The organism is Methylobacterium sp. WL12, from assembly GCF_008039475.1.
GTDB classification, from domain to species: domain Bacteria; phylum Pseudomonadota; class Alphaproteobacteria; order Rhizobiales; family Beijerinckiaceae; genus Methylobacterium; species Methylobacterium cerastii.
The window spans coordinates 13883-33210 of the sequence record NZ_VRUW01000055.1 but is presented as its reverse complement, the minus strand read 5'-3'; the positions used below and the strand labels follow the sequence as shown (position 1 = coordinate 33210).

The 19328-nt window shown below is 69.4% G+C and carries 14 protein-coding genes; 4 read left to right on the top strand and 10 right to left on the bottom strand.

What is annotated here, in order from left to right; translation table 11 throughout:
* A partial coding sequence (locus FV226_RS28345) for a hypothetical protein (RefSeq protein ID WP_210246524.1) occupies positions 1–343 on the top strand: 343 nt, incomplete at its 5' end.
* Positions 344–456: 113 nt separating this feature from the next.
* On the opposite strand, the gene FV226_RS18515 is transcribed toward FV226_RS28345, so the two are convergent.
* From FV226_RS18515 to FV226_RS18495, 5 genes are all read right to left on the bottom strand, one after another.
* Positions 457–2142 (bottom strand): MFS transporter, encoded by a 1686-nt coding sequence (locus FV226_RS18515; protein WP_147764039.1) that lies wholly within the window; start codon positions 2140–2142, stop codon positions 457–459.
* A 287-nt stretch (positions 2143–2429) separates the two neighbouring features.
* Positions 2430–4124, bottom strand: a complete 1695-nt coding sequence (locus FV226_RS18510; RefSeq protein WP_147764038.1) for a cation acetate symporter — start codon at positions 4122–4124, stop codon at positions 2430–2432.
* Positions 4121–4495, bottom strand: coding sequence for a DUF485 domain-containing protein (locus FV226_RS18505; protein ID WP_147750775.1), 375 nt, complete (start codon positions 4493–4495; stop codon positions 4121–4123). The genes FV226_RS18510 and FV226_RS18505 overlap by 4 nt, the downstream gene beginning before the upstream one ends.
* Positions 4496–4639: 144 nt before the next feature.
* Positions 4640–6589, bottom strand: coding sequence for an acetate--CoA ligase (gene acs, locus FV226_RS18500; protein ID WP_147764037.1), 1950 nt, complete (start codon positions 6587–6589; stop codon positions 4640–4642).
* A 349-nt stretch (positions 6590–6938) separates the two neighbouring features.
* The gene (locus FV226_RS18495; RefSeq protein WP_147764036.1) at positions 6939–9719 is read right to left on the bottom strand and encodes an ATP-binding protein; all 2781 of its coding nucleotides are present in this window, start codon (positions 9717–9719) and stop codon (positions 6939–6941) included.
* Positions 9720–9947: 228 nt separating this feature from the next.
* Between FV226_RS18495 and FV226_RS18490 the strand changes: the two genes are divergently transcribed.
* On the top strand, positions 9948–10436 hold the full coding sequence (locus FV226_RS18490; protein WP_147764035.1) for a phasin: 489 nt from the start codon (positions 9948–9950) through the stop codon (positions 10434–10436).
* Positions 10437–10597: 161 nt separating this feature from the next.
* Positions 10598–10933 carry a hypothetical protein gene (locus FV226_RS18485; protein WP_147764034.1) on the top strand — a complete coding sequence of 112 codons (336 nt, stop codon included), beginning with the start codon at positions 10598–10600 and terminating at the stop codon, positions 10931–10933.
* 630 nt (positions 10934–11563) lie between these two features.
* On the opposite strand, the gene FV226_RS18480 is transcribed toward FV226_RS18485, so the two are convergent.
* From FV226_RS18480 to FV226_RS18460, 5 genes are all read right to left on the bottom strand, one after another.
* Positions 11564–12235, bottom strand: coding sequence for a L,D-transpeptidase (locus tag FV226_RS18480; RefSeq protein ID WP_147764033.1), 672 nt, complete (start codon positions 12233–12235; stop codon positions 11564–11566).
* Positions 12236–12385: 150 nt separating this feature from the next.
* Positions 12386–13204 (bottom strand): transglutaminase family protein, encoded by an 819-nt coding sequence (locus FV226_RS18475; RefSeq protein WP_147764032.1) that lies wholly within the window; start codon positions 13202–13204, stop codon positions 12386–12388.
* A gap of 68 nt (positions 13205–13272) precedes the next feature.
* Positions 13273–14172, bottom strand: a complete 900-nt coding sequence (locus tag FV226_RS18470) for a transglutaminase family protein (RefSeq protein ID WP_147764031.1) — start codon at positions 14170–14172, stop codon at positions 13273–13275.
* Between the two features lie 117 nt (positions 14173–14289).
* Positions 14290–14811, bottom strand: coding sequence for a response regulator (locus tag FV226_RS18465; protein ID WP_147764041.1), 522 nt, complete (start codon positions 14809–14811; stop codon positions 14290–14292).
* 181 nt (positions 14812–14992) lie between these two features.
* Complete coding sequence (locus FV226_RS18460) at positions 14993–16177, bottom strand: transglycosylase SLT domain-containing protein (protein WP_147764030.1); 1185 nt, start codon at positions 16175–16177, stop codon at positions 14993–14995.
* Positions 16178–16492: 315 nt separating this feature from the next.
* Here FV226_RS18460 and alaS point away from each other — a divergent pair, with 315 nt between their 5' ends.
* Positions 16493–19177, top strand: coding sequence for an alanine--tRNA ligase (alaS, locus tag FV226_RS18455; RefSeq protein WP_147764029.1), 2685 nt, complete (start codon positions 16493–16495; stop codon positions 19175–19177).
* Positions 19178–19328 lie beyond the last annotated feature (151 nt).

Sequence of the window (19328 nt, the reverse complement as noted above, 5' to 3'; positions counted from 1 at the left end):
ATATTCCGCAGAGTACACAGACGCTGCCCGCGCGCGCAGAGATCTAACTCACCCCATTGATTTCAAATTTCTTGAAAGCAGTGTGAGTGTATTTTTCTATACCTTCACTTCATTGGCATTAAGCTATGCGAACAATTTAGCGGGGTCAAAGTTTGATTACTTGCTGTCAAATCTCGAAACGTTTTTCATATGTGCACTTATAATGGGCGGGGTTGCTTATATTACTGCGAAACCCAACTTGCATGGTTTTGCCGCTCGTGCTGTTGCATCATTCACACGCTCGACAGGCGTCTTCATACTGTGTCTTTCTTGCTTTTACCTTGTGTCTTTGATAACAAAATAACTTTTCTGCTTAGGCGATTGTGTCTTCGTGATTTTGCAGCCGCATAACTTTATAATAACGAGGTGCGCCGAAATTTTCCTGAGCGAGCCTCATGGTGTTGCCCTCAGGAAAGCTCACGCGTCGGCGTAGATATCGCGATCCTTGGTTTCCGGCACCAGGAACACGCCGACGATCACGGTCGCGACCGCGATGACGATCGGGTACCAGAGGCCGTAATAGATGTCCCCGGTCTGGGCGACCATGGCGAAGGCGGTGGCCGGCAGCAGGCCGCCGAACCAGCCGTTGCCGATGTGGTAGGGCAGCGACATCGAGGTGTAGCGGATGCGGGTCGGGAACAGCTCCACCAGCATCGCCGCGATCGGCCCGTAGACCATCGTCACGAACAGGACGAGGACGAAGAGCAGCCCGATCACGCTCGCCACCTGCGGCCGGAAGACGTCGAACGGGCTCTTCATCTTGACGATGCCGGCGTCGTCCGCCTTCGGGTAGCCCGCGGCCTGGAGCGCCGCGGTGGCGGCCTTGCCGAAGTCCGCCGCCGGGCTTCCGGCCGGGAACGGCACGGCGGTGTCGTCGATCTTGACCACGGTCGGCTGGCCGGCGGGCCCGGCCTCGGTGGCGTACTTCACCGACGACTTCGCAAGGAAGTCGCGGGCGAGGTCGCAGGGCGCCGAGAACGTGCGGGTGCCGACCGGGTTGAACAGGTTGCCGCATTCCTTCGGGTCGGCCACCACCGTGACCTTCACCTGGTCGATCGCCCGCTCCAGGGCGGGGTTGGCCACCGCGGTCAGCCCATGGAACAGCGGGAAGAAGCTCGCCGCCGCGATGGCGCAGCCGGCCAGGATGATCGGCTTGCGACCGATCCTGTCCGAGAGGCCGCCGAAGAACACGAAGAAGCCGGTGCCGAGCAGGAGCGACCAGGCGATCAGCAGGTTCGCGGTGTAGCCGTCGACCTTCAGGATCGATTGCAGGAAGAACAGCGCGTAGAACTGGCCGGTGTACCAGACGACACCCTGGCCGGCGACGAGGCCGAACAGGGCGATGAGCGCGATCTTCGCGTTCTTCCACCGGCCGAAGGCTTCCGTCAGCGGCGCCTTCGAGGTGGTGCCGTCCGCCTTCATCTTCTGGAAGGCAGGCGATTCGGCGAGTTGCAGGCGGATCCAGACCGAGACGCCGAGCAGCAGCACCGAGACCAGGAACGGGATGCGCCAGCCCCAGACCTTGAACGCCTCCTCGCCGGTGAACGAGCGCGTCGCGAGGATCACCAGCAGCGACAGGAACAGGCCGAGCGTCGCGGTGGTCTGGATCCAGCTGGTGTAGAAGCCGCGTCGTCCGTTCGGGGCGTGCTCGGCGACGTAGGTCGCCGCACCGCCGTACTCGCCGCCGAGCGCGAGGCCCTGCGCCAGGCGCAACACGATCAGGATGATCGGCGCCGCGATGCCGATCGTCTCGGCGTTGGGCAGGATGCCGACGACGAAGGTCGACAGGCCCATGATCAGGATGGTGACCAGGAAGGTGTACTTGCGCCCGACGAGGTCGCCGACGCGGCCGAACACCAGGGCGCCGAACGGGCGGACGATGAAGCCGGCGGCGAAGGCCAGCAACGCGAAGATGTCCCGCGTGGCCGGCGGGTAGGCGGAGAAGAACTGCGCCCCGATGATCGTGGCGAGCGCGCCGTAGAGGTAGAAGTCGTACCACTCGAACACCGTGCCGAGCGACGACGCGAAGATCACGCGCTTGTCGGCGGCTGTCATCGGGCGGGCGGCGTCTCCCGGCCGCGGGATCGTGGTTGCAGCGGCCATGGCGACGGTCCTCCCCATCCTGTCCGTCCCGGCACTCGTTTCGCGGAACCGGACTCGACGACGACGTGCCGGCAACGCTCGGCCGTTCGCCGAGATTCGAACCCGCGAACGTTAGCGCAGGTGATGGTGCCACTGCATGGGCAGATGGTTTGGAAGGAAGATGAACATCACGATGTGACGACTTTTCCCCCCGGATCGCCCGTCGTCCGCGCGCCGCCGCCGGTACGAAAAAGGGGCGCGGCGGATGCCGCGCCCCCATTGTCGGGTCCCGTGCGTGACGCCGCGCGTCAGTGCGCGTGGGCGCCATCCGCGCCGATGCCGGTCTCCGAGCGCACGAACTGCGCCTCGAAGGCGGCCCGCTCGCGCTCGGCCCGCCGCGACTTGTCCAGCTTCGAGACGATATAGATCGTCGCGAAGGCCAGCGGCATCGAGAACAGCGCCGGGTTGTCGTAGGGGAAGATCGCCACCGGGTTGCCGAAGGTCGTCACCCAGACCGCCTTGGACAGCACCACCATGCCGACCGCCGCGATGAGGCCGACGAGGCCGCCGACGAGGGCGCCCCAGGTCGTGGTGCCCTTCCACAGGATCGACATGGTCAGCACCGGGAAGTTGCAGCTCGCCGCCACCGAGAAGGCGAGGCCGACCATGAAGGCGACGTTCTGGTTCTCGAAGACGTAGCCGAGGTAGATCGCCACGATGCCGATGCCGACGGCGGCGAGCTTGGAGAGCCGGACCTCGGCGGCCTCGTTGACGCGCCCGCGGGCGATCACCTGGGCATAGAGGTCGTGGCTGACCGCGGAGGCGCCGGCGAGCGTCAGGCCCGCCACCACCGCGAGGATGGTCGCGAAGGCCACGGCCGAGATGAAGCCGAGGAAGTACGGGCCGCCCACGGCGTTGGCGAGGTTCACCGCCACCATGTTGGTGCCGCCGACCATGTCCTTCAGCTTGTCGAAGGCGCCGGCCGGGCCGAGCTTGAAGTAGCTCGGATCGGACATCAGCAGGGCGATGCCGCCGAAGCCGATGATGAAGGTGAGGATGTAGAAGTACCCGATCAACCCGGTCGCATAGAACACCGACTTGCGGGCCGCCTGGGCGTCCGACACTGTGAAGAAGCGCATCAGGATGTGCGGCAGGCCGGCGGTGCCAAACATCAGGCCGACGCCGAGCGAGATCGCCTCGATCGGGTTCGACACGAGACCGCCCGGCGCCATGATCGCGTCACCCTTTGGATGGGTGGCGACGGCGGCGGCGAACAGGGTCTCGGGGTTGAAGCCGTACTTGTAGAGCACCGCGACGGCCATGAAGGTCGCGCCGCCGAGCAGCAGGCAGGCCTTGATCACCTGCACCCAAGTGGTCGCCTTCATGCCGCCGAACGCCACGTAGACGATCATCAGCACGCCGACGATGATCACGGCGTAGAGGTAGGGCAGGCCGAACAAGAGCTGGATCAGCTTACCCGCGCCGACCATCTGGGCGATCAGGTAGAACGCCACCACAACCAGCGTGCCGACGGCCGAGATGATGCGGATCGAGGTCTGGTCGAGGCGGAACGACGCCACGTCGGCGAAGGTGAACTTGCCGAGGTTGCGCAGCCGCTCGGCGATGAGGAACAACACGATCGGCCAGCCGACGAGGAAGCCGGTGGAGTAGATCAAGCCGTCGAAGCCCGAGGTGTAAACTAAGCCTGAAATGCCGAGGAACGAGGCGGCGGACATGTAGTCGCCGGCGATGGCGAGCGAATTGGTGCCGGCCGAGATGCCGCCGCCGGCGGCGTAGAAGTCGGCCGCCGACTTGGTGCCCTTGGCGGCCTTGTAGGTGATGCCGAGGGTGAGCAGCACGAAGAACCCGAACATGCCGATCGCCGGCCAGTTCGTCGCCGCCTTCGTGACCGCGCCGATGTCGGGGCCGGCGGCGAGGGCGGCCGTGACGGCGAGGACCGCGAGCGCGCTGCCGAGGACGAGGGGATGCTTGAGACGGTTCATCGGCCGAGATCCCGCTTGAGGGCGGCGGTCAGGTCGTCGTAGCGGCCGTTGGCGCGCTGGACGTAGATGCCGGTGAGAATGAAGGCGAAGAGGATCACGAGGACCCCGAGGAGCAGCCCGAGCGAGGCGGTTCCGCTGCCGATCTTCACGGCGAGCAGGCTCTTGTCGAAGGCGATCAGGCCGATGAAGCCGAAGTAGACGGCGAGCATCAGGCCGGTGAGGATCCAGCCGAAGCGCGTGCGCTCCTCGACGAGCTGGCGGAAGATCGGGCTCTTGGCGACCTTGTCGTCGGCGGAGCCGAGCACGGTGCCGCCGAGCCGCGGCGCTGCTGGGACGGGACGGCCGCCGGGGCCGCTTGATGACGTGGACATGTACGCTCCCTCCGATGAAGGGGACCCGCGATCGGGGCCGCCTTCCGGTCGATGTGACGATGGTTTTTCATGTTGGAGGCGGACACCCGTGGGACGTCCGCCTCGGCGAGCGGGTCGGGGCCCACCCAGCGTCGAAGACCGGCCTCAGGGGGCGCGGTTCTGTCGATTCTCGATCAGGTCGTCGACAACCGCGGGCTCGGCGAGCGTCGAGGTGTCTCCGAGCGAGGAGAAGTCGTCCTCGGCGATCTTGCGCAGGATGCGGCGCATGATCTTGCCCGAGCGGGTCTTGGGCAGGCCCGGTGCGAACTGGATGAGGTCCGGCGAGGCGATCGGGCCGATGTCCTTGCGGACCCAGGTCACCAGCTCCTTGCGCAGCGCGTCGTCGCCCTCCTCACCCTCGTTGAGGGTGACGTAGGCGTAGATGCCCTGGCCCTTGAGGTTGTGCGGGTAGCCGACGACCGCCGCCTCGGCGACCTTGGCGTGGGCGACCAGCGAGGACTCGACCTCCGCCGTGCCCATGCGGTGGCCCGAGACGTTGATCACGTCGTCGACCCGGCCGGTGATCCAGTAGTAGCCGTCCGCGTCGCGGCGGGCGCCGTCGCCGGTGAAGTACTTGCCCGGATAGGTTGAGAAGTAGGTCTGCTCGAAGCGCTCGTGGTCGCCGTAGACGGTGCGCATCTGGCCGGGCCAGGAATCGGTGATGCAGAGGTTGCCCTCGCACGGGCCGTCGAGGACCTTGCCCTCGGCATCCACCATCGCCGGCTGCACTCCGAAGAAGGGGCGCGTCGCCGAACCAGGCTTCAACCTGGTCGCCCCGGGCAGCGGCGTGATCAGGATGCCGCCGGTCTCGGTCTGCCACCACGTGTCGACGATTGCGCAACGCGAGTCGCCGACCACCCTGTAGTACCAGTCCCAGGCCTCGGGGTTGATCGGCTCGCCGACCGACCCGAGCAGGCGCAGGCTGGCCCGCGAGGTCTTCTTCACCGGCCCCTCGCCGCCGCCCATCAGCGAGCGGATCGCGGTGGGCGCGGTGTAGAAGATGTTGACCTTGTGCTTGTCGACCACGTCCCAGAAGCGGGAGTTCGACGGATAGGTCGGGATGCCCTCGAACATCAGCGTCGTCGCACCGTTGGCGAGCGGCCCGTAGACGATGTAGCTGTGGCCGGTGACCCAGCCGACGTCGGCGGTGCACCAGTAGACCTCGCCCTCGCGGTAGTCGAAGACGTACTCGTGCGTCATCGCCGCGTAGACCAGGTAGCCGCCGGTGGTGTGCACCACGCCCTTGGGCTGTCCGGTCGAGCCCGAGGTGTAGAGGATGAAGAGCGGGTGCTCGGCCTCCACCGCCTCGGCCGGGCACTGGTCGGTCACCTGCTCGGCGGCCTCGTGGTAGTAGACGTCGCGGCCGGGCTCCATCGCCACGCTGCCGCCGGTGCGGCGCACGACCACGACGTGATCGACCACGTCCTTGCCGAGGCGAGCGATCGCCGCGTCGACGTTGGCCTTCAGCGGCACCTTGCGGCCGCCGCGCAGGCCCTCGTCGGCGGTGATGACGATCTTCGAGTCGCAGCCCTCGATGCGCGAGGCCAGCGAATCCGGCGAGAAGCCGCCGAAGACGATCGAATGCACGGCACCGAGGCGGGCGCAGGCCAGCATCGCGTAGGCGGCCTCGGGAATCATCGGCATGTAGATCGTGACGCGATCACCCTTCTCGACGCCGCGGTTGCGCAGCACGTTGGCCATCCGGCAGACCTGCGCGTGCAGCTCGCGGTAGGTGATGTGCTTGGACTCGTTCGGGTCGTCGCCTTCCCAGATGATCGCGGTCTGGTCTCCGCGGGTCTCGAGGTGCCGGTCGACGCAGTTGTAGGCGACGTTGGTCCTGCCGTCCTCGAACCACTTGATCGAGACCTTGCCCGGCTCGAAGCTGGTGTCCTTGACCTTCGAGAACGGCGTCATCCAATCGATGCGCTTGCCATGCTCGGCCCAGAAGGCATCCGGGTCCGAGACGGAGGCCGCGTACATCTCGAGATACTTGGCGTCGTCGGCATAGGCGCCCTCGCGCCACGAATCCCGCACCTCGACGATCTTCTCGTCCATCCCGCGTCTCCCTGATTGGTGCCCGATCGTATCGCGGTGGCCCGCGCAGCCGGGTCTTCCAAAGATTATCGTCGGCTTCGGCATGACGCCAACGCCTGCCACAGCCTCGAACCCTAAAAGGTCAGGGGCAACCCAATTCCTGCTAGGGGCGCCCGCAGAGGACTGTCAAGCCGGTCCGTCGCCCGCGACGACGCCTCGTTCGACCCCTGTTCAGATGATCGAGGCGGCCCGACGTTCCGATTTCGTGCCTGATGGATGATCTGCACGGCTGAGCGTGCGGAGTCTAACGGCACTGCTACGTTTCTAGCCAGTCTTCTGACAAAGATCGGGGATTGTTTTGGCACGCCCGTCACATAACCCGCATTTTAGATCCTGGGAGAAGAATCTCCACCAGCATCCCCTCACCGCTACGGTTGGAGACGCGCACGCGGCCGTGGTTGGCCTCGATCAACGCCTTGGTGAGCGGCAAGCCGAGCCCGGTACCATGCGCCTCGCCGCCCTCGCGCGGGGCACGCCCGGCCTCGATCTCGGACGCGCGCGCGCCCGGGCCGGTGCCGCGCACCTTGAGCGCGACCCCGCCGCGCTCTCCCGGCGTCGTCGAGACGATTACCTGGCCGCCGGCCGCGGTCGCCCGGATCGCCTCGCCGATCACGGCGAGCGCCGCCTGCCGCAGCGACGGCTCGTCCGCCTCCAGCGGCGCTAGGTCCGGCGAGAAGCTGGTGCGCAGGACGATGCGCCCGCGCGCCGCCTCGGGCTGCAGGAGTTCGACGCAGCCCGAGACGAGCTCGTTCAGGGGCAGCGGCCGGACTGAGAGGGCGAGGCCGCCGGACTCGATGGTGGCGATCTCGATCAGGTCGGAGACCAGTCCGCGCACGTGGTCGCCCGCCGCCCGGATCGCGCGCAGCGGCACGCGGTAACGCTCGTCGAGCACCCCGTGCGGTTCCGCGAGGATGCCGTCGGCGAGGCCGACGATGCCCTCGACCGGCGTGCGGATCTCGCGGTCGAGGTGCCCAAGGAAGGCGGGGCGATCGAAGGCTTGGGGATCGAAGGCTTGGGGATCGAAGGCTTGGGGATCGACATCCGAAATACTCCGCGCCGCGACCTCGGACGGCGCGCGCAGTACCGCGACGCGGGCGCCCTCTCGGACCGACACCCGCAGCGTCACAGGCCGGCCGCTGGCGGCGATGCTGATTTCGGTGCCGAGGCCGGCGAGGGCGGCGCGGACCACGTCCCGCTGCGCGGCATCGAAAAGGGAATCGAAGGCGGTGCCGACCACCTCGCGCGGCTCGCAGGCGAACAGGGCGGCGGCGGCGCGGTTCATCGCGACGATGCGGCCGGCCGCATCGAGGGTGACGACGCCGTCGTCGAGGGCGTTGAGGGTCGCGCGGGCGTCGGCGGCGTGGCGCTCGCGAAACGACTCGGCCAAGCGCTCGGCCGCCCGCTCGCGGGCCGGATCGGCCTCGGCGACCACGCGCAGGATGAGGCAGGTCGCCGGCGCGCCGTCCCAGGCCATCGGCCCGCGTTCCACCGCGACCGGCCGGCTGCCGCCCTGCGCCGTCTCGATGATGCGGGGGCCGTCCGACGCCGCCGGATCGCCGCCGGACGGTGCCGGAGGCAGCCCGCGGAACAGGCGACGGAGCCCGGCCGCCTGCAGGCTCGCCAGGTCGGCATGGCCCGTCAGGTCGATCAGGCGGCGGTTGGCGGCCAGCACCGCGTCGCCGCGATGGATCAGGAGCGCGGCCGGAACGTCGTCTAGCGGCGGCGGCAACGTGTCCCGTGGTGCCGGCGGCGGCGTCTCGGCCGGCCGCGGCACAGGGAAGGGCATCACCGCCGCGCCCGCGCCACGCGCATCCGCGTCGATCGCCTCGCGAACCTCGTCGTCTCCTGCGTAGCGGGCGCCGAGGGCGCGCGCGATCTCGCGGAAGGCCGCGTGCTCGGTCACCGACAGGGCGGCATCGGTGCCCTCCTGCGCCGCCACCGGGCGGTCGATGGGAAGGCTCGCCGCGACGGGTTCCGGCACCACACCGGAGAGGAGAGCGTTCGGTGCCACGCCGACGGCCTCGTGCCCCCGACCGGGGCCACGCGCGCCGGACCAGGGATCGCCAGCCGCATGGTCGTCGAGGTGTTCGGTCGCGACCGCGACCGGAGGCCATGCGGCGTTGCGGATGTCGGGGAGCACACGATCCGGCTCACCGGCGGCATTCGGGCGATCGGTATTCGCGTCGGACGGAAGATCGAAGTCCGGCACCTCGACGCTTGCGGTTTCAACCGGATCGGGATGCGTTTCTACCGGGGCGGCCGGCGGTATGGTCGCCACGGCCGGCGCGGTCACGGCGCGCACGACGCCGTACCCGCCCAGACCCGAGAACGCGTCGCCGCTGCGACCCAGGCAGGCGCCGGACAGGTCGAGGGCGAGCGTGCCGACGGTGCCGGCATCCAGAACCGCCGGCAGGGCGCGGAAGGTGTGCCGGGTCTCGACCGCGGCGAGGAACGCGTCGGCGTCGCGCAGCTGGCCGGCCTCGGCGAGGTCGGCCCAGCTGCGCCCGACGAGGCGCGGCGCGAGCGCTTCGAAGGATGGCCCCGAGATCGTCGCGATGCGGTCGCCGGCGTCGCTCCGCCAGACGAAGCGGTCGCCCCCCGCCGGCGCGACGGCTCGGTCGGAATCGCCGGGCGCATCCGGTGTGGCGTGTCCGGTCGGCTCGGCGGGCGCCGCTTGGCGATCCGGCAACGGATCGGCCCGGACGGCGCGTGGGCGAATCGTGGGGAGGGGGCCGAGGGCGACGAGGAGCAGGGCGGGCGCGGCCTCGACGGTGCCGCCCGCGATCAGGCACGAGGTCGGCGGCGCGATCCGACGGGGATCGAGGCGCAAGCGCACGAGCCGCGGCCGGGCAATGCCGCTGACGGCGCGGATCTGGCCGGCGAGGCCGGGGCTCAAGCGGCCCACCTCATCCGCCACCGCGTCGCGGAACGGCACGGCGGCCGGCGAGGCGTGCAGGATCGTGGTCGCCATCCCGTCGAGGACGAGGAAGGCGCGCGCCGAATCAGCTAGCGGCGCGGCCAGGACGGGATCGCCCGCCCAGGCCTCCAGTGCGGCCTGGAGGCCCGCGCGCGTGCTGTCGCCAACGTTCACCGAACAGTCCCCATCGGCCGCGCCCCAGCCCGTTTCGTGACGGAAAATATGATTGCCCAAGGCTTATTGTAGGCGGAGCGGCTCCGGACGCTGGACCTTTCGCGCGTCCGTCACACGTTTACCTCGCATCAACGTTAATGCTGCTCCGGCGGGTGGCGTACGATGATACATGTGTTATTGTGCAGCGCACAATGATGCGTTCACAGGCAACGTGAGAGGAGACGAGCGATGAGCAATCCCCCGACCTACGAAGTCCCGACCGAGATGCGCGACTTCGCCGAGAAGAGCGTCGACCAGGCCCGCAAGGCCTTCGACAGCTTCATCGGCGCCGCACGCCGCACCGCGGAGACCGTCACCGGCTCCACAGAGGTGACCCGCACTAGCGTCAAGGACGTGTCCTCCCGCGGCTTCGAGTATGCCGAGCAGAACGTCAACGCCGCCTTCGACCTCGCGCAGAAGCTCGTCCGTTCGAAGGACGTGCAGGAGGCGATGCAGCACCAGGCCGAGTTCGTGCGCAGCCAGTTCGCCGCGATCCAGGCGCAGGCCAAGGATTTCGGCGGCCTCGCCCAGAACGCGATGCAGCAGGGTGCCGAGCGCGCCAAGTCCGCGATGCAGGAAGGTGCCGACAACGCCCGCAAGGCGATGGAGCAGGGCGCCGACGCCGCCAAGCAGGCCGCGCACCACTCGCAGGACGCCGCCAACAAGGCGACCCACTAAGCCCGCCGCCAGGCTCGCCCCTCGAGGGCGGGCCACCCGCGCCCGCTCCCGGCCCGTTCCCGATCCATCGGGGGCGGGCCGTCTCGTTTTCGCCCCGATTGCGCGGGCATGCCTGCGTCGCGCCCGGACCGGGCATCAGACCCTCCGCCGACAGGGATGCCATGCGACAGATCACACGCCTCGGCCTCGCCGCCCTCCTCGCGACCTGCGCCGTGCAGGCCGCCGACGCGCAGTACTACGATGCGCCGCGGCGCGGGTATTACGAGGAGCGCCCGGCCTACGACGAACGTCCCGTCTACCCGCGGCGCGGCGAGCGCCCGGGCCCGGCCCGCCCGGTCGGCCTGAACTGCGATGCGGTCCAGCAGGGCCTCTCCGGGCCGCAGCCCTATTCCTGCCCGCTGCCGGGTCCGCGCCCGCTCGGGGCGCGCTGCTTCTGCGACATGCCGATCGCCTCCTTCAGCCAGCCGCAGACCGCGGTCGGCCGCGTGGTGCCCTGAACGGACGATCCGGCCGCAGGCCCGCGACGGGCGATTCGCTGAGCGCGCGATGGCTCGCGGGCGTCGGCCTCGCGTCGGGGCTCGGTGTCGCCGCCGCGTCGGCGCAGGGGCTCGGCACGGAAGCGATTCGGGCTCCGATGGACGTCGCCGGGCCGGAGGGGCTCGATGCCCTGGTGATGACGCCCGGCACCCTGGGCCGGCATCTCTTGGCGCTGATCAGCCACGGCTCGCCGCGTTGGGCCGCCGACGGGCTCGGACGGGCACGGCCTGTTCACGCAAGGGGGCGGACCGATCTGGGAGCCGATCGTCGAGGCCTTCCTCCAGGCGCGCGGCCATCCGACCGCCGCCGCAGGTCGGCGCCGGCGAACGTAGGGATTTCGACACCTATCGCGCGGCGGCCTCGCACAAGGCCTTCGCCGTCAGCGCCGGCAGCGCCTACGCGTGGCAGACCGCGCAGGGCACGAAGGCGGCGGCGATCGAGGCGGCGCTGAAGCGCTGCAATCGTCGGCCGGCGGCAATCCGTGCCGCCTCTACGCGGTCGACGACGCCTACGCGGCGGAATGACGAGGGCCGCGCCACCCTTCCGGATGGCGCGGCCCCAATCGGATCGCGAAGTCGCGTCGCGCGAGATCAGTTCAGGACGACGACCTTGGCGCCGACCTTCACGCGCTCGTAGAGGTCGGTGACGTCGTCGTTGGTCATCCGGATGCAGCCCGAGGACACGGCTTGACCGATCGTGTCCGGCTCGTTGGAGCCGTGGATGCGGTACTCGGTGTTGCCGATGTACATGGCGCGCGCGCCGAGCGGGTTCTCGATGCCGCCGGCCATGTAGCGCGGCAGGTCGGGGCGACGGGCGATCATCGCGGCCGGGGGCGTCCACGACGGCCACTCCTTCTTGGCGGTCACGGTCTTGGTGCCCGACCAAGTGAAGCCGGGACGGCCGACGCCGACGCCGTAGCGGATCGCCTCGCCGTTCGGCATCACGAAGTACAGGCGACGCTCGGCGGTGGAGACGACCACGGTGCCCGGGGCGTAGTTGCCGTCGAACGCCACGATCTCGCGCGGGATCGGCTGGACCTGCGCCTGCGGCGCGGCCTGCACGCCCTGGCCGTAGCCCGGCTCGTAGACGGGACGCTGGCCGTAATAGTCACGGCTCTGCGTGCCCTGGTAACCGTAGGACTGGTCCTGCTCGTATCCGGCATCGGTGCCGAAGGGATCGTAGGTCGAGGCGGCCATGGCCGGCACGCTGGCAACAATCGAAAGTCCGAGGAGGGCGGCGAGAGCGGTGGCTGAGGTCTTCATGATGTGGCCTACCTGTGCAGTAACCTTTGCCATTACAAGCGTGAGCATAGGCAGAGGGTTCCACGGCCGGGCGAAGATTTCAGCGGCGCGGGAATACGTAAGCGGACAAGACGTGGCCGGCGAAGATGTGACCCGCCCGGCGGGGCGCGCTCACGCCACCTCGTCGGTGTGCACGTCGAAGCGGGCGAGGTGCACGTAGCCGAAGTTGGTGGTGATCGCGACGTCGGTGGCGTCGCGCCCGCGGGCCATGACGATGCGGCCGATGCGCGGTGCGTTGTGGCGGGCGTCGAACGTGTACCAGCATCCGCCCTGCGGCCCGTCGAGGTAGACCTCGAACCAGGCGGAGAAGTCCATCGGCGCCGGGTCCTTCGGCACGCCGATGTCGCCGAGATAGCCGGTGCAGTAGCGCGCCGGGATGTTCATGCAGCGGCAGAAGGTGACGGCCAAGTGCGCGAAGTCGCGGCACACGCCCTCGCGCTGCATGAAGCCGTCATGGGCGCTGCGGGTGGCGTCGGCGCGCATGTAGTCGAAGCGGATGCGCTCGTGGGTGTAATCGACGATCGCCTGGACCCGGGCCCAGCCCTCCGGCGTCGCGCCGAACAGCGACCAAGCGGTCTGCGAGAGCTTGTCGGTGTCGCAGTAGCGCGAGCCGAGGAGGTAGACGAGGACCTCGTCCGGCAGGTCCTGCACCGCGAACTGCCGTGCATCCGGCGCATATGCGTCCGGCAGGCCGGAATCCCGCACCGTGAAGTCGGCCGAGATCGTCAGCAGGCCGGTCGGCGTGACGATGCGATGGCAGAGGTTGCCTAAGGCATCCTCGTATTGATGGCAGGGGATCGGCGGATCGAAACTGATCGCCTGCGGCGTCACCAGGTCCGGCAGGCGTGACGGGTGGATGCTGAGCATCAGGATCATCGGGGTCGGCTGCGCTGAGTCGAAGGCGATATCGAAACCGGTCCTGATCTTCATCGCGCCACCTGCCAACCTTTCTCACCGAAGCGCGCGCCGGGCGTGTCCGCCCCGGCGAGCCGGGATGCCTATTGCGCCGGGACGAGGTCCGGTGCCGATTTCTCAGTCACGGCGACGTCGACGCGCATGCCGAGGTCGTCGCTCGCCAGACCGAAATACGAGCCGTGCAGCGGCACCGCCTGCCGCGGGTCGCGGGCGATGGCGACGCGGATCAGGTCGCGGTTGCCGACGATGCCGTTGGTCGGGTCGAACTCGATCCAGCCGGCGCCGGGCAGGTAGACGCCGACCCAGGCATGAGTCGAGCCGCCGCCGACGTGACGGTCGCGATCGTTGCGCGGATTGTAGAGGTAGCCGGAGACGAAGCGGGCCGCCATGCCGAGGGAGCGCACGCCCTCCATCATCAGCACCGCGAAGTCGCGGCACGAGCCGCGCTTGAGGCGGAGCGTCGTCACCGGGTCCTGCACGCCCTTCTCGCTGCGGGCGAGGTAGGTAAAGTTGCGGCGGATGCCGCGGGTCATGTCGGCGAGCAGGTCCTGGGTCGGGATGCGGCCGTCGGCCGGGATGAAGCTGCGCGCCCAGGCATCGACCATGTGGTGGGTGTCCGGCCATTGCCGCTCGATCGAGCGCGACAGGTCGGGCATGTCCTCGACGCCGTAGCAGAACGGATAATGGGTCGCGTGCGGCGCCAGCGGGAACACCGGCGCGTGCTCCGGGGTGTGGTCGAGGGTGATGCCGCAGGTGAACCGCAGGGTGTCGCTGCGCGTGTCGAAGCTCGCGATCGCGACGCAGTTGCCGAACACGTCGAACATCCACCGCACGCTCGCCGGCAGCGGGTCGATGTCGAGGGTGGCCTCGATCAGGCGCTGGTCGTAGCTGTCCCGCGGGCGGAACATGATCCGGTGCTCGCCGAAGGAGACCGGGCGACGGTAGCGGTACACGGTGACGTGCCGGACGGACAGGATCGGCAAGGACGTAACACTCCGCGGATGCGCCGGTGCGACGGCCACGCTGCAAGTATCACGCCTCGGCGCCCGTCCCGACTCGCCATCGCGGAGGAAACGCTTCCGTCGAGGAAACGCTTGGCGTCAGCGGATCGGCGGCGCCGACCCGCCCACGGCACGCTCGGCTTCCACCAGCACGTCGAAGGCGCGCCAGGGCTTCTGAATGAAGACAGCCTCCACCGGAATCTCGGGGCGGCCAACGCAATGCCCGGAGGTGACGACCAGCCGCGCCCGCGGCCACAGCGTCGCGACCGCATGCGCCAGCTGGAGCCCGTCCATCTCGCCCGCCAGACGCACGTCGGCGAAAACCAGGGCGACGTCGCCGCCGCGCGCCTGCAGAACCGCGAGCGCCGCCTCGGCGCTGTCGCAGCCGACCACCGCGAGCTCGGTCTCCTCGAGCAGGGCCTCGGCGAGGCCGCGCACTTCCGGGTTGTCCTCGACCACCAGCGCGATGCGCTGCGGCTGTGCGACCGGTGCCGCGGCAGGCTCGCCGGCCTCGGACTGCCGGACCTTGCGCACCAGGGCGGCCAGATGCTCCGGCACGCCCTCGGCGACCAGGCTGTCGTAGAACGAGGCCAGGGTCTCCCCGATCCGGTCGAGGGGGATGTCGGGGCTCAAGGTGTCGATGGGCCGATGGCGCAGCGGATTGGTCAAGAACTTCCCCCGAAGTCTTCGCGTCGCGCCCCGCGGATGCGGAGGCTCTTGAAGCAAGAAGTCGGGAACGCGCCGTCAGTTGCGCCGGCTCCACGATTCAGGCGGTCGTTCGATCCGGGCGGACCGCGAAAAATCAGCGGGCCGTCGCGTCGGCGTCGGCGTAGGCCATCACGCCCGACACGGCGCGGACGTCGCGGTAGCGCGCCCCGCGTGCGCTCATCATCGCCTCGAACTTCTCGTGGACCTGGGCGACCGACAAGCTCGCGGCCTTGCGGCGACGGCTGCGCTCGGAGGCGAAGAAGATCGAGCGGTTGGCACGCGCCGGCCCGGGAAGCAGCTGGGCGGCGGCGGCACCGGGCTTGTCGACGACCTTGGCAAGGAACGATTCGGCGTCGTCCGGCCCAAGGAAGTGGGCGAGGTAGACCTCGCCGAGCGACAGCTCGCGCCCGATCCGCAGGGAAATCCGCGCGGCGTCGCGCTTCAGCATCTCGCCGGCGAGCAGCGCCGAGAGGTAGGGGTCGCGGCGCAATTCAAGGATCCGGGTGCGCTCGGCGGCATCCGCCACCGTCGGCCGGTCGTTGGCGTCGGGGACGATCACCGCAGCCTCCTTCTCCATCCCGTACTTGGCGCCGAAGTCGCGCACGCAGCCGAGCCAGGTCCGCTCGATGAACTGGTACAGGCCGGTGGCCGAAGAGGTCTTGGCCTGAACGGCGGTGATGAAGCTCGATTCCTTGTCGGCCACCGCCATCAGCAGCACCGGATCGGTCTGCACGGCTTGCGCGGCGCGCACGATCGTCTGAACGATGTGGCGGCGGATCTTCATCGGCCCGAACTCGAGCACGTCGTTCGGGTCGCCGCCGGCGCTCTCCGAGAGCAGGAAGTCGTAGGAGACGCGGTCGACCGCGTTGGAGCCGAGCTCGGTGTCCAGGTCGTGGACCGCGGCGAAGGCCGAGGAGGCGCGCAGCACCACCGGGGCCTCGGCGACGACGGGCGGCAGCGCGCTCACCTGGATGCGCGGGCGCGGCATCGGGATCTCGGTGGCGGCCTGGGCCGAGGATACCGCGTTCTCGAGGCCGATCTTGCCGAGCTCGACGCCCGAGCCGATCAGCAGGGCGCTCAACGCGCCGGCGAACAGCGACATCGAGAGGACGGAGCGGGCGAGCGCCGGGCGGCTGCCGTGGCCGCGGCCGACCGGGGCGGAGAGGGTGATGCAGTCGGCGGCGCCTGCGCCAAAACGGCCCGTGGGCGCCACCTTGGAGGCGCCGGCGGTGCTGGACGTGATGGCCTTGCGAGACGTTCCGACGGTGCGGCCCAGCATGTGCGACTCAAAATCCCGGTTTCGCGCCGACGGCGGCGCCACCCCCTGATCTGGCTTGACAGATGTGGCGACAACACGGCCGCGGTTGGGTCATTCCGGTGGCGCCGCCGGTTTTGCGCGCCCAGGCATCCGCTACCCTCTCGCGAGCCCTTCGCGCGGACCCAAGTTGCGAACCCATGATCGGAAACTGTGACTTGTGATCGGAACCCGTGACTTGGAGCCCGTCCCTCCGTATGAGGGCGCATCCGCGACGAACGGCCCGGGACGGCCGGGCGTCGCCGCGCGAAAAAGCCCGGCCCAGCACAGAGTTATCCGATGAGCGGCGTCAACGAGATCCGGTCGGCCTTCCTCGACTACTTCGCGGGTGCGGGGCACACGATCGTGCCCTCGTCCTCGCTCGTGCCGAAGAACGACCCGACCCTGATGTTCACCAACGCCGGGATGGTGCAGTTCAAGAACGTCTTCACCGGCGTCGAGAAGCGCCCCTACAGCCAGGCGACGACGGCGCAGAAATGCGTCCGCGCCGGCGGCAAGCACAACGACCTCGACAACGTCGGCTACACCGCGCGTCACCATACCTTCTTCGAGATGCTCGGCAACTTCTCGTTCGGCGACTACTTCAAGCCGCGAGCGATCGAGCTGGCTTGGAACCTGATCACCAAGGAGTTCGGCCTGAAGCCGGACCGGCTCCTGGTCACCGTGTACGCCGACGACGACGAGGCGGCGACGCTGTGGCGCAAGATCGCCGGGTTCTCCGACGACCGGATCATCCGCATCGGCACCTCGGACAACTTCTGGCAGATGGGCGACACCGGTCCCTGCGGGCCGTGCTCGGAGATCTTCATCGACCAGGGTCCGGGGCTCGCCGGCGGCCCACCCGGCTCGCCCGACGAAGACGGCGACCGCTTCCTCGAGTTCTGGAACCTCGTGTTCATGCAGTACGAGCAGGTCGAGCCGGGCAACCGGCTGGTCCTGCCGCGTCCGTCGATCGACACCGGCATGGGCCTCGAGCGCATGGCCGCGATCCTACAGGGCGTGACCTCGAACTACGAGACCGACCTCTTCCGCGCGCTGATCGACGCCGTGTCGCACGCGGTCGGCCGGCCGCCGGCGGCCTCCAACGTCGCCTCCTACCGCGTCATCGCCGACCATCTGCGCGCCGGCAGCTTCCTGATCGGGGACGGCGTGCTGCCGGGCAACGAGGGCCGCGGCTACGTGCTGCGCCGCATCCTGCGCCGCGCCATGCGCCACCTCGAGCTGCTCGGCTCGCGCGAGCCCGTGATGTTCCGCCTGGTGCCGACGCTGGTGCGCGAGATGGGGCAGGCCTACACCGAGCTGGTGCGGGCCGAGAGCCTGATCTCCGAGACCCTGCGCCTCGAGGAGACCCGCTTCCGCCGCACCCTGGAGCGCGGCCTCGCGATCCTCGACGCCGAGACCCGCGACCTCGACGCCGGCCAGAACCTCGCCGGCGAGACCGCCTTCACCCTCTACGATACCTACGGCTTCCCCCTCGACCTGACGCAGGACGCACTGAAGGCCCGCGGCATCGGCGTCGACACCGACGCCTTCGCCGTCGCGATGCAGCGCCAGAAGCAAGCGGCGCGCGCGGCGTGGTCGGGCTCGGGCGAGGCCGCCACCGAGACCGTGTGGTTCTCCGTGCGCGACCGAACCGGCGCCACCGAGTTCCTGGGCTACGAGGCAGAGGCCGCCGAGGGCGTCGTGACGGCGCTGCTGCGCGACGGCGCCGAGGTCGAGGCCCTGCAGGCCGGCGAGAGCGGGCTGCTCGTGGCCAACCAGACGCCATTCTACGCCGAATCGGGCGGCCAGGTCGGCGACACCGGCACGCTCGCGGCGCCGGGGCTGAAGGCGCGGGTCACCAACACCGAGAAGAAGCTCGGCGATCTCTTCGTCCACCACGTCACCGTGGACGAAGGTACGCTAAGCGTCGGCCAGGCCGTCGAGCTGAAGGTCGACCACGCCCGCCGGGCCGCGATCCGCGCCAACCACTCCGCCACCCACCTCCTGCACGAAGCCTTGCGCCAGGTGCTCGGCGACCACGTCGCGCAGAAGGGCTCGCTCGTCTCGTCCGAGCGCCTACGCTTCGACATCTCCCACCCGAAGCCGATCGAGGCAGCCGAACTCGCCCGCGTCGAGGATATCGCCAACGCGGTGCTGCTGCAGAACGCGCCGGTGGTGACCAAGCTGATGGCGGTGGACGAGGCGATCGAATCCGGCGCCCGCGCGCTGTTTGGCGAGAAGTACGGCGATGAGGTCCGCGTCGTCTCCATGGGCCGGCCGGTGGACGAGGCCGGGCGGGAGGTCGAGGGCGGGCGCCTAAAGAGCTTCTCGATCGAGCTCTGCGGCGGCACGCACGCCGCCCGCACCGGCGACATCGGCACCATCACGATCCTCGCCGAGAGCGCGGTCGGCGCCGGCATCCGCCGCATCGAGGCGATGACGGCCGACGCCGCCCGCCGACACCGCAGCGAGGAGAGCCGCACCCTCGGGGCGCTCGCCTCCCAGCTCAAGGCGCCGGTGGCGGAGGTGTCCGACCGGCTCACAGGGCTGCTGGAGGATCGCCGCCGGCTGGAGCGCGAGGTCTCGGACCTGCGCAAGAAGCTGGCGATGGGCGGCAGCGCCGGAGGCGGCGACGAGGCCACGGAGGTGGCAGGCGTCAAGCTGATGGCGCGCGCCATCGAGGGCGTCGAGATGCGCGACCTCAAGAGCCTGGCCGATGCCGGCAAGCAGAAGCTCGGCTCCGGCATCGTCGCCATCGTCGGCGTCGGCGCCGACGGCAAGGCCGGTCTCGTGGTCGGCGTCACCGCCGACCTCACCGAGCGCTACGACGCCGTCGCCCTGGTGCGGGCCGGCGCCGGCCATCTCGGCGGCAAGGGCGGCGGCGGCCGGCGCGACATGGCCCAGGCCGGCGGCCCCGAGGGCGGCGGCGCACAGGCAGCCCTCGACGCCATCACCGCGGCGGTCGCCGCCGCCGCCGGCTAAGCGTCCATCGAACCTGTTGTCGGCCAATCGGTCCGGTCGTGCGCGCGCTGCCTCCCCCCGACGGATCTCGGGCTTCCCCGAGGTCCGCACTCTGTGTGCCCAAGTCGGGCAAGCCCGACTTGGGTGCGGGGGAGGGTACGCAGCCTGAATC